At 68.7% G+C, this 10,793-nt stretch carries 10 protein-coding genes; 4 read left to right on the top strand and 6 right to left on the bottom strand.

The features are described 5' to 3' along the window. From D7X30_RS19815 to D7X30_RS19790, 6 genes are all read right to left on the bottom strand, one after another. Positions 1 to 247, bottom strand: a 247-nt coding sequence (locus tag D7X30_RS19815; RefSeq protein ID WP_233166643.1) for a GTP-binding protein, incomplete at its 3' end; no start/stop codon positions are given. A gap of 139 nt (positions 248 to 386) precedes the next feature. After that, the gene (fusA, locus tag D7X30_RS19810; RefSeq protein WP_120564485.1) at positions 387 to 2,468 is read right to left on the bottom strand and encodes an elongation factor G; all 2,082 of its coding nucleotides are present in this window, start codon (positions 2,466 to 2,468) and stop codon (positions 387 to 389) included. Positions 2,469 to 2,576: 108 nt separating this feature from the next. Continuing rightward, a complete protein-coding gene (gene rpsG, locus D7X30_RS19805) occupies positions 2,577 to 3,047 on the bottom strand; it encodes a 30S ribosomal protein S7 (RefSeq protein WP_014395858.1) in 471 nt (156 codons plus the stop codon). A 169-nt stretch (positions 3,048 to 3,216) separates the two neighbouring features. Beyond that, positions 3,217 to 3,588 (bottom strand): 30S ribosomal protein S12, encoded by a 372-nt coding sequence (gene rpsL, locus D7X30_RS19800; protein ID WP_014395857.1) that lies wholly within the window; start codon positions 3,586 to 3,588, stop codon positions 3,217 to 3,219. 222 nt (positions 3,589 to 3,810) lie between these two features. Further along, positions 3,811 to 4,305, bottom strand: coding sequence for a ribosomal protein S18-alanine N-acetyltransferase (rimI, locus tag D7X30_RS19795; RefSeq protein WP_120564484.1), 495 nt, complete (start codon positions 4,303 to 4,305; stop codon positions 3,811 to 3,813). Further along, positions 4,302 to 4,889 carry a hypothetical protein gene (locus tag D7X30_RS19790; protein ID WP_233591666.1) on the bottom strand — a complete coding sequence of 196 codons (588 nt, stop codon included), beginning with the start codon at positions 4,887 to 4,889 and terminating at the stop codon, positions 4,302 to 4,304. The genes rimI and D7X30_RS19790 overlap by 4 nt, the downstream gene beginning before the upstream one ends. 268 nt (positions 4,890 to 5,157) lie before the next feature. Here D7X30_RS19790 and D7X30_RS19785 point away from each other — a divergent pair, with 268 nt between their 5' ends. The 4 genes from D7X30_RS19785 (at position 5,158) to argS (ending at position 10,787) form a co-directional block, all read left to right on the top strand. After that, positions 5,158 to 6,342 carry a DnaJ C-terminal domain-containing protein gene (locus D7X30_RS19785; protein WP_120564482.1) on the top strand — a complete coding sequence of 395 codons (1,185 nt, stop codon included), beginning with the start codon at positions 5,158 to 5,160 and terminating at the stop codon, positions 6,340 to 6,342. A gap of 81 nt (positions 6,343 to 6,423) precedes the next feature. Further along, on the top strand, positions 6,424 to 7,152 hold the full coding sequence (locus D7X30_RS19780) for a HEAT repeat domain-containing protein (protein WP_120564481.1): 729 nt from the start codon (positions 6,424 to 6,426) through the stop codon (positions 7,150 to 7,152). A 138-nt stretch (positions 7,153 to 7,290) separates the two neighbouring features. Next, the gene (locus D7X30_RS19775; protein ID WP_120564509.1) at positions 7,291 to 8,991 is read left to right on the top strand and encodes a hybrid sensor histidine kinase/response regulator; all 1,701 of its coding nucleotides are present in this window, start codon (positions 7,291 to 7,293) and stop codon (positions 8,989 to 8,991) included. A gap of 74 nt (positions 8,992 to 9,065) precedes the next feature. Next, positions 9,066 to 10,787: an arginine--tRNA ligase gene (gene argS / locus D7X30_RS19770; protein WP_120564480.1), complete on the top strand. Its 1,722-nt coding sequence runs from the start codon at positions 9,066 to 9,068 to the stop codon at positions 10,785 to 10,787. The last annotated feature ends 6 nt before the right edge of the window (positions 10,788 to 10,793 follow it).

Genomic DNA, 10,793 nt, shown 5'->3' with positions numbered 1-10,793 from the left:
GGCAGTCGACGTGCGCGTAGTGACGGTTCTTCGTCTTGTACTCCACGTGCGCCGTGGAGATGGTGATGCCGCGCTCGCGCTCTTCCGGCGCCTTGTCAATCTGGTCGTACGCCAGGAACGTGGCGCCGCCCGTCTTCGCCAGCACCTTCGTGATGGCCGCCGTCAGCGACGTCTTGCCGTGGTCCACGTGCCCAATCGTTCCGATGTTCACGTGGGGCAGGCTGCGATCGAACTTTTCCTTGGACATGAACCGCTCCTCACGACGCCGCCTGTGCAACCCCGGCGGTATAGGACTTCGGGAGAACTTCCGAGGGGTGCTGCGTGTGCTTCAAAGCCGCTGGAACGTCAACAGAATTCGCCCGGCGGCTCTCCCAGCGGGCGGGAGGTCAGTAGCTCGGGTTGAGCGCTGACTTCGGCGCCGGTGCGTAGTGCTTGAACTGCATGGTGTAGGTCGCCCTTCCCTGGCTCTTGCTCCGCAGGTCGGTCGAGTACCCGAACATGGCGGCCAGGGGCACCTCCGCCTGGATGGCCTGCACGCCGCCAGGCCGGGGCGTCATGCCCAGGATCTTGCCGCGCCGGCCGTTCAGGTCGCCGATGACGTCGCCCATGGCGGCCTCCGGGGTGACGACCTCCGTGGCCATGATGGGCTCGAGCAGGACGGGGTTCGCCGCGCGGACCGCGTCCTTGAAGGCCATGGAGCCGGCGATCTTGAAGGCCATCTCTGACGAGTCCACGTCGTGCATGGAGCCGTCGTAGGCCTCCACCTTCACGTCCACCATGGGGTAGCCGGCGACGGGGCCGTTCTGCATGGCCTCCTTCGCGCCGTCGCGCGCGGCGTCCACGAACTCCTTGGACACGGCGCCCCCGGTGATGCTGCTGACGAACTCGAAGCCCTTGCCGGGCTCGTTCGGGGACACGCGCAGGTTGATGTGGCCGTACTGCCCCTTGCCGCCCGCCTGGCGGATGTACTTGCCCTCCGCGACCTTCGTCGCTGTCACCGTCTCGCGGTAGGCCACCTGCGGCTTGCCGATGTTCGCGTCCACCTTGAACTCGCGCAGGAGCCGGTCGACGATGATTTCGAGGTGCAGCTCGCCCATGCCGGCGATGAGCGTCTGGCCCGTCTCCTCGTTGGAGCGCACGCGGAAGGACGGGTCCTCCATGGCCAGCCGCTGCAGGGCCTGGATGATCTTGTCCTGGTCCGCGGTGGACTTCGGCTCGATGGCGATGTCGATGACGGGCTCCGGGAACTCCATCCGCTCCAGGATGACGGGCTGCTTGTCGTCACAGAGCGTGTCGCCCGTGCTCGCCAGCTTCAGGCCCACCACCGCGCAGATGTCGCCGGCGTAGCACTCCGTCAGTTCGTCCTTCTTGTCCGCGCGCATCTGCACGAGCCGGCTGACACGCTCGCGCTTGCCCTTCACGGAGTTCCACACCGCAGTGCCCGCCTCCAGCTTCCCCGAGTAGACGCGCAGGAACGTCAGCGTCTGCGAGGAGAAGGACGGGTCGTTCATGATCTTGAACGCCAGCGCGCTGAAGGGCGCGTCGTCGCGTGTCTCGCGGATGACGTCCTCGCCCTTGGGCGTCTTGGCCTGCACCGGCGGGATGTCCAGCGGGCTGGGCAGGTAGTCCACCACCGCGTCCAACAGCGGCTGCACGCCCTTGTGGCGGAACGCCGAGCCGCAGAACACCGGGAACAGCCTCAGCCCCACACAGCCCTTGCGGATGGCGCCGCGCACCTCGTCCTCGGTGAGCTCGTCGCCGTTGAGGAACTTCTCCGTGAGCGCGTCGTCCTGCTCCGCCGCGGCCTCCAGCAGCTCGCCACGCGCGGTGGCGGCCGCCTCCTGGTAGTCCTCCGGGATGTCCACGATGTCGAAGCGGCTGCCCTGCTCCGAGTCCTGGAACACCAGCGCCTTCATGCGCACCAGGTCGATGACGCCCTTGAGCTTGTCCTCGCTGCCCAGGGGCAGCTGCATGCGCACGGGGCGCGCGCCCAGCTTCTCCTTGATGGTGCCGACGGACATCTCGAAGTCCGCGCCCACGCGGTCCATCTTGTTGATGAAGCAGATGCGCGGGACCTTGTAGCGGTCCGCCTGACGCCACACCGTCTCCGACTGCGGCTCCACGCCGTTGACCGCGTCGAACACGGCGATGGCGCCGTCGAGCACGCGCAGCGAGCGCTCCACCTCGATGGTGAAGTCCACGTGGCCAGGCGTGTCGATGATGTTCACGCGGTAGCGCTGGCCCGTCCGCTCCCAGAAGGCGCTGATGGCCGCGGAGGTGATGGTGATGCCGCGCTCGCGCTCCTGGACCATCCAGTCCGTGGTGGTGGTGCCTTCGTGCACCTCGCCCATCTTGTGGATGGCGCCTGTGTAGAACAGGATCCGCTCGGTGGTGGTCGTCTTGCCGGCATCGATGTGCGCCATGATGCCGATGTTGCGGTAGCGCTCGAGGGGGAACTCACGGGCCATGACTCGGTTCCTTCCAGACGTCTCAAAGCTTCTGCCAGGGCAGATAAACAAAACCGCCCGGACGCTGGCAGCGCATCCGGGCGGCAACCGCGAAGCCCCTTTCGGGACCTACCAGCGGTAGTGAGCGAAGGCCTTGTTGGCTTCCGCCATCTTGTGCGTGTCTTCACGCTTCTTCACCGCGTTACCGCGGTTGTTGGCGGCGTCCATGATCTCGCCGGCCAGCTTCTCCTGCATGGTCTTCTCACCGCGCGCCTTGGCGTAGGAGATGATCCAGCGCATGCCCAGCGCGACGCGGCGGTCCTGACGGACCTCCACGGGCACCTGGTAGGTGGCGCCACCGACGCGGCGGCTCTTCACCTCGAGGACGGGCTTGACGTTGTCCAGGGCCTTCTTGAACGTCTTGAGGGGGTCTTCCTTCGCGCGCTCCTCCATGAGGGCGAAGGCGCCGTAGCACACGCCCTCCGCGATGGACTTCTTCCCCTTGCGCATCAGGTCGTTGACGAACTTGGTGACGAGCCGGTCCTGGAACTTCGGATCCGGGAGAATCTTCCGCTTGGCGACTACGCGACGACGAGGCATCTCTTCCCTTACGCCCCACTCTCCTCGCTCGGAGGAAAGCCTTGTTCAGGGGCTTCAAGAACACTGCTTGGAACTTCCAGGGACACTCCCCAGGGTGTGGGGCCAGCGTCCGACACTGCTTCAGGTACCGCGAAGGTGTTCCGCGCCAACGACGCGCGGGAGAACCGGACTAGCTGGGGCGCTTGGCGCCGTACTTGGAGCGGCTCTGCTTGCGACCGGCAACGCCCACGGAGTCCAGCGTGCCGCGGATGATGTGGTAGCGAACGCCCGGGAGGTCCTTCACACGGCCACCGCGGATCATGACCACCGAGTGCTCCTGGAGGTTGTGACCCACGCCGGGGATGTAGGAAGTCACCTCGATGCCGTTGGTGAGACGCACGCGGGCCACCTTGCGGAGGGCCGAGTTCGGCTTCTTCGGGGTCGTGGTGTAGACGCGCGTGCAAACACCGCGCTTCTGGGGGCACTCCTTCAGGGCAGGGCTCTTGCCCTTGATGTTGAGCTTCTCGCGGCCCTTGCGGACGAGCTGGCTGATGGTCGGCACTGAAACCTCTTCTTCGTGGGAACCCCGCGTCCGGCTACACGAAAGCGGAGCATATCTACCTACAGGCTACACAAAAGGCCCGCGAGTATAGGGAGGGCCCCCCGGGTGTCAAGCATGGCCTGCCCCTGGGCCAGAACCGGCCAGAGGACCCGGGTGCATTCCCCTCACACCCGAAAAACCTGGGACGACGACAACGGGCGGACGCTCTACTCCCTTACGGCCCTAGAAGTCGAGGACCATCACGATCGCGTCCTCGCCCTCGTCCACGTAGTAGTTCGGGCGGATGCCGACCGGCCGGAAGCCCAGCGAGCGGTAGAGGTTGAGGGCGGACTCGTTGCCCCGGCGCACCTCCAGGGTGGCCAGCGAGCAGCGCCGCGCCACGCCCCGGCGAAGCACCTCCTCCATCACGACGCGCGCGACGCCCCGGCGTCGGTGCACGGGAGCGGTGGCGACATTCAGGACGTGGACCTCGTCATGGACGATCCAGAAGATGGCCAGGCCCAGCAGGGCGACGCCGCCTTCGGACAGCGGCTCCTCCACGAGGAGGATGGTGGACCAGTCGTGCTGGAGCTCGCGCCCGAGCAGCTCCGTGGACCAGGGGTTCTTGAAGGACGCCTTCTCCAGCGCCATCACCGCCGGCATGTCGTCCACGGTCATCTGCCGGATCAGGAAGCCCTTGGCCTTGTCGGGCGTCCCGTCGTCCCGCAGCCGTCTCATCGCCGTGCCTCCCGCGCGAAGGGCGCCACCCGCCGAACCTGCGCCGACTTGCGTACTTCAGCCAGGGCCTGGGCCGCCAGCTCTCCGTAGCGCGCCCGGACCAGCTCCTCGCGGATGGCCGTGCGCGCCGCCTGGTCGAACTCACCGGGGTACAGGTCCCGGTGGGCGTCATAATGGTGACGGACCTCCGCCTCGCTCACCTGTGCCTTCAACCGGACGCGGCTGTCGAGGATTCGTTCCGCCCGCAAGCCCCGCGCCAGCACGGCCTCCAGGGCGCTTCGGTCCACGCCGTGCCGGTCCAGGAAGCGCCGGAGCGCCTCCTCCCCACCCAGCCGCGCTCGGACCGCGTCCAGCCGGGCCTGCACCTCCGCCGGTTCGGCCGGGAAGGCCTGCAGGCGGTCCGCGCTCAGGACCTGGAGGCGCTGGTTGATGGACAGCTCCAGCGCCCCCCGGAGCGTCTGCTCGTCCAGAGGCAAGGCGGCGGCCTGCACGGCCCCCCGCTGGATCAGCGCCACCCGGGCCTCCATCTCCAGCTCGCTCTGGGTGAGGACCTGGCCCTCGATGACCGCTACGACGCGGTCCACCACCCTGCCCTCCTCCATGACGGGAGCGGGCGGCGGGGGGGCGGCGTGGGCGGTCGCCACTGACCCCAGGGCGATTCCCAGAGCCGCCGGGAGCAGCCCGCATGCCAGCCACAGGGGGGCCTTCCGGCGGGCGCGCGGTGCTGGCATGGCCTTCCTCATCTTGCGGCGACTGTAACCATCGCGGTGCTGTCCGGACATCCCGTGCTGGCGCTCACCGCACCGCTGGTTACGTTCTCCCTTGTCGGGTACTGCACCACCCTCAAAACCTATGGCTGACGACTACTACCAGATTCTGGGCGTGCCACGGACGGCCTCGGCGGACGACCTCAAGAAGGCCTTCCGGAAGCTGGCGCGCCAGCACCACCCCGACGTCAACCCAGGCGACAAGGGGGCGGAGGAGAAGTTCAAGCGCATCAACACCGCCTTCGAGGTGCTGGGAGACCCGAAGAAGCGCGCGCTCTACGACGAGTTCGGCGAGGACGCGGAGAAGATCGGCTTCGATGAGAAGAAGGCCGCAGCCTACCGCCAGTACCGCGCCGCCCAGGCGGCCGGGGGCAGCGGGGGCGGAGGCATCCCCTTCAGCACCGAGGGCGTGGACCTGGGGGATCTCTTCAACGACATCTTCGGGCGCTCGGGCGGAGGCGGCGGGGGAGCCGGCGGCTTCGACATCAACGACCTCTTCGGCCGGGGCCGGGGCGGCAGCCGATCCACCGCGGCCGAGCGCGGCGATGACCTGACGACCCGCGTGCAGATCTCCCTCGCGGAGGCCGTCACCGGCACCGAGCGCGCGTTGACGCTCCAGCGGCCGGGCCGCTGCTCCAAGTGCCACGGCGAGGGCAACACGGGGAAGCTCGTGACGTGCCCCACCTGCAACGGCACGGGACGGGCCCGGCGGGGCGGCGCCATGTTCGGCGGATCCGGCGTGTGCCCCACCTGCCGCGGCAGCGGGAAGGCCCCGGAGCCCTGCTCCCAGTGCGGAGGCAGCGGCATCAAGGAGGAGACGACCCGGCTGACGGTGAAGATTCCGGCGGGCGTCGTCACCGGCTCCAAGGTGCGGCTGGCCGGCCAGGGCGCGGCGGGCATCCAGGGGGGCCCTCCGGGGGACCTCTACATCGAGACGGAGGTGGCCGAGCATCCGCTGGTGCGCCGCGAAGGCGACGACCTCTACCTGGACCTGCCGGTGACGGTCTCCGAGGCGCTGCTGGGCGGCGAGGTGCGCGTGCCTACGTTCCAGGGTGAGGTGACGCTGAAGGTGCCTCCAGGTTCACAATCCGGCCGCAAGATGCGGCTCAAGGGGCGCGGCGTGCCGTCGCTCCGGGGCGGCACTCCGGGCGACATGTACCTGCTGCTCCAGGTGAAGGTCCCCGAGGAGGCCACGGACGACGTCCGGGCCGCCGCGGAGACGCTGGCGCGGGCCTACCGGGGCGACGTGCGCCGGGAGCTGACGTTGTAGTTGTCGTTGCCACTTGTCCTGGAAGGCGCACCGTCCTACATCGCGCCTCCACTCTTCCGAATCCGGAGCGGGTACGTACTTATGGGTCTCTTCGATTTCCTCACGGGCGGCTCGGGCCCCGATAAAGCCCTCAAGCTCAAGTCCAAGGTGACCCAGAAGTACGGGGAGCCGTCCACGCGGCAGAAGGCCCTGCAGCAGCTGGGGGAGATGAAGTACCCCGAGGCCGTCACGGTGCTGCTGAGCCGGTTCACCATCACCGTGGACCCGCTCACCACCGACGCGGACGAGAAGGAGCACACCTTCGACCTGATCAAGCACTTCGGTCAGGACGCCGTCGCGCCGGTGAGCGCCTTCCTCAAGACGAGCGATCAGGCCACGTCCTGGGCGCTGCGCATCCTCCAGGAGCTGCTCGCCGAGGACGCGCTCATGGGCGTCATCACCGACACGCTCCAGCACCTGTCCTCCCGCTACACGCGCGACCCGGAGAAGAAGGTCGTGCTGCTCCACCACGTGCTGGGCAAGCAGGATCCGCGCGTGGCCCCAGCCGTCCTCCCCTTCCTGGAGGACATGTCCGACGACGTGAAGATCGCCGCCATCAACGTCCTGGGGCCCCTGAAGCACGAGCCGGCGCGCGAGCCCCTGCTCCAGCTGCTCACCTCCGAGGACACCGCGCGCCGCGTGCAGACCGCGGCGCTGGCGGCCCTGGCGGAGAGCGGCTTCGCCGTGCAGGGCTACCAGGAGAAGGTGCAGGCGGCCCTCGTGGAGCCCTACAGCCTGGACAAGGACGGCCGCATCCAGCGCCGACCCTGAGTCATTCCAGTACCCCGGCCCGGGAAGCGGCCGGAGGGGCTGGGGGGCTGTCGGGCACCTGACACGCTCGGCGTTGGTGGAGGGCACCGGGCTCCGGTGCGGTTCCCTCCCACGCGAGACATGAAGCAGGATTCACGCGTGCCATCGAAGAAGAAGGGTCCGCAGCTCGCAGAGGTCGTCCCTCTGCGTCCCGCCATCACCGCGAAGAAGGCCCCACCGAAGCGCGCGGCGAAACCGCCGCCGCCGGTGGACACGGACGCCGCCGCCCAGGCCTTGCTGGAGATGGGCCGGCAGCTCACCGACAACGCCGGCCCCACCGAGGCCCTGCGCGCGCAGCTGCAGACGCTCCACACGCTGCTCAAGCCGAAGGTCTGCTACGTCGCGCGCCACTTCCCGTCGCGCAACCAGCTGCACGTGGAGCACGTGCGCGGACGCTACGACGAGCGCGTCACCGCCGCCGTCCCGGGCGAGGGCGTGGTGGGCCGGTGCTTCACCGACAAGGTGCTCCTGCGCGAGGACGACACCGTCGCCGTGCCCCTGGAGGGGCCGCAGGGCGTGACGGGCGTGCTCGTGGTGCTGGGCGCGCGCCGGAAGGCTTCCGACGTCTTGATGCAGTCGCTGGCGTCGCAGCTCACCGCCGCCTACGAAGTGGCCCGGCTGCGCGACGACAGCGCCCGGCGCAACAAGGACCTGCAGACGGCCATCGCGGGCTTGAAGAGCCTGGAGCAGAACCGCGAGGAGCTGCTCGGCAATGTGTCCCATGACTTGAAGAACCCGCTCACCACCATCAAGGCCTACCTGGCCATGCTGGGCCGGGAGAAGCTGGGCACGCTGACGGACGGGCAGCGCCGCGCGGTGCAGATCTGTGATCGCAACGCGGACCGGCTGCTCCAGCAGGTGAACGACCTGGTGCTGATGTCCCGGCTGTCGTCCGGGAAGATGCAGCTCAACCAACGCCCCTTCGGCCTCAAGGCCGTGGCGGAAGAGGTGGTGCGGGGGCTGGGCGCCGTCGCGGAGCACAGCCGCGTGCGCGTGGTGATTCCCCCCTGCCCGGAGGTGTTCGTCCGGGGCGACCGCGAGCGCATCTCCGAGGCCATCCACAACCTGGTGGAGAACGGCATCCACCACAGCGAGACGGACGACGTCGTCGAGGTAAGCGTGTCGTCCAGCGAGGGCCTGGGCGTCCTCACCGTGAAGGACTCCGGCCAGGGCATGACGGCGGAAGCCCTGGAGCACGTCTTCGACTCGTTCTACCGCGCGCAGCCGGGCATGCCCCGTCCGCCGGGCACGGGCCTGGGCCTGCCGCTGGTGGCCAAGATTGTCGCGCTGCACGGCGGCCGCGTGGACGCCAGCAGCATCCTGGGCGAGGGCAGCACGTTCCAGATGGTCCTGCCCCTGTTCGCGAGCGCCGTGAGCGCCCCGGACGTGAACCAGGCCGCGCCCAAGGCGGGCGGCATCCTCCTGGTGGAGGACGACGTGGACTGCCGCGAGGTGCTGGAGCAGGTGCTGGAGCAGGAGGGCTACCGGGTGATGGCCACCTCCGGCGCCGCCGAGGCACGCTCCATCCTGTCCCACATCCGGCCGGCCATGGTGCTGCTGGACCTGCGGTTGTCAGGGGAGGACGGACGCTCCGTGCTCCACTACATCCGCACCACGGAGTCGCTGGCGGACGTGGTCGTCTACATCATCTCCGGCGCGAGCGACGTCGCGTCCCTCACCTCGGGTGAAGGGCCGGACCGCATCGACGGGTACTTCGAGAAACCGCTGAAGCTGCCCAAGCTGCTGGACACCGTGGCCTCGGTGGTGCGCCCCAAGAGCCGCGGCCCTGCCGTGCCCTGAATGACGCTCTGACGCCTTCCCCACAGAAGAGGTGGCTGGAAGGCGCCCCGCCTTGGGTAGTATCCGCGCGGTCCATGAGCACTTCCGTCTATAGCCGCTACCGCGCCGCGTTCGCCCAGGCCCTCGCCGGGGCCCTGGGTGTCCCCGCCGCCGACATCGAGCCCCAGGTCAAGCCCGCGGATCCCGCGCACGGCGACCTGAGCTTCGCCACCTTCCCCCTCGCCAAGGCGCAGAAGAAGGCGCCCCCCGCCATCGCCGCGCAGTTGGCGCAGGCGCTCCAGGTCCCCGGCCTGGAGGTCAAGGCCGTGGGCCCGTACGTCAACGCGCGCTTCCTTCCCCTCCCCTTCACCCAGGAGGTCATCGACGGCGTGCGCCTGGCGGGGCTCGCCTACGGCAGCGACGCGGAGGACGGCAAGGGCAAGACGGTGGTCATCGACTACTCGTCGCCCAACATCGCCAAGCCCATTGGCTTCCATCACATCCGCACCACGTTCCTGGGCCACTGCATCGCGAACCTGTACCGCGCGCTGGGCTGGCGCGTGGAGGGCATCAACTACCTGGGTGACTGGGGCAAGCAGTTCGGCCTCGTCGCCGTGGGCTTCCAGGAGTTCGGCAAGGAGGAACTCCGGGAGGACATGGCGCATCTGGTCCAGGTCTACGTGCAGGCCAACAAGCGCGCCGGTGAAGACCCGGCCTTCGACGAGAAGGCCCGCGAGTTCTTCCGCCGCATGGAGGCGGGCGAGCCGGAGGCGATGAAGCTCTGGAACCAGTTCCGGGAGACGAGCCTCAAGGGCTTCAAGCGCGTCTACGCGCGCATGGGCATCGACTTCGAGCACATCGAGGGCGAGAGCCGCTACCAGGGCAAGATGGACGCGGTCATCGACCAGATCGCGAAGAAGCCCGGCGTGAAGGAGTCCCAGGGCGCCATCATCGTGGACATGCCCTACGCGGACGGCGAACCGCCCGTGCTGCTCAAGAAGAACGACGGCAGCACGCTCTACGCCACGCGCGACCTGGCCGCCGCCGAGGACCGGCACGCGCGCTTCAACTTCGACAAGTCGCTCTACGTCGTCGCGCAGGACCAGGCGCTGCACTTCCGGCAGGTGTTCCGCACCCTGAAGGAGATGGGCCAGCCGTGGGCGGACAAGTGCGTGCACGTGCCGTTCGGCCGCATCCACGGCATGAGCACGCGCAAGGGCCAGGTGGTGGAGCTGGATCAGGTCCTGGACGAGGCGAAGGAGCGCGTGCTCCAGCGCGTGAAGGAGAACGTCGCGCAGGGCAACCTGGAGACGGCCGACGCGGACGCCCTGTCGGAGCAGATCGGCCTGGGCGCCATCGTCTTCGGCGACCTGAAGCACAACCGCGCCAGCGACTACACCTTCGACTGGGACGAGGTGACGAGCCTGGAGGGGCACACGGGGCCCTATCTCCAGTACGCGCACGCCCGGAGCGCGAACGTGCTGCGCAAGGGCGGCGGCGTGCCCACTGCGTATGATCCGGCGCTGCTCACGCTCCCGGAGGAGCAGGCGCTGGTGCGTGAGCTGATGCGGCTGCCGGACACGGTGAAGGCGGCGGCGGAGCAGTACGAGCCCAGCCTGGTGGCGCGGCTGCTCCTGGACGTGGCGGCGGCGTACAGCCGCTACTACACGGCCGGCAACAAGGACCGCGACAAGCGCATCCTCGTGGAGGGGAATGACGCGGTGCGCGCGGCCCGGTTGGCGCTCACGGACGCGACACGAATCACGTTGGCGGCGGGGCTCACCTTGCTGGGCATCCCGACGCCGGAAAACATGTAGCCTGGG

The organism is Corallococcus sp. AB011P (assembly GCF_003611605.1).
Classification (GTDB): domain Bacteria; phylum Myxococcota; class Myxococcia; order Myxococcales; family Myxococcaceae; genus Corallococcus; species Corallococcus coralloides.
Note: the sequence above shows the minus strand (reverse complement) of the source record. Positions and strands in the feature narration are given on the sequence as shown.

Coding starts and splice junctions, on each gene's coding strand:
- fusA (WP_120564485.1), bottom strand. CDS start 2,468: ATGGCCCGTGAGTTCCCCCTCGAGCGCTACCGCAACATCGGCATCATG.
- rpsG (WP_014395858.1), bottom strand. CDS start 3,047: ATGCCTCGTCGTCGCGTAGTCGCCAAGCGGAAGATTCTCCCGGATCCG.
- rimI (WP_120564484.1), bottom strand. CDS start 4,305: ATGAGACGGCTGCGGGACGACGGGACGCCCGACAAGGCCAAGGGCTTC.
- D7X30_RS19785 (WP_120564482.1), top strand. CDS start 5,158: ATGGCTGACGACTACTACCAGATTCTGGGCGTGCCACGGACGGCCTCG.
- D7X30_RS19780 (WP_120564481.1), top strand. CDS start 6,424: ATGGGTCTCTTCGATTTCCTCACGGGCGGCTCGGGCCCCGATAAAGCC.
- argS (WP_120564480.1), top strand. CDS start 9,066: ATGAGCACTTCCGTCTATAGCCGCTACCGCGCCGCGTTCGCCCAGGCC.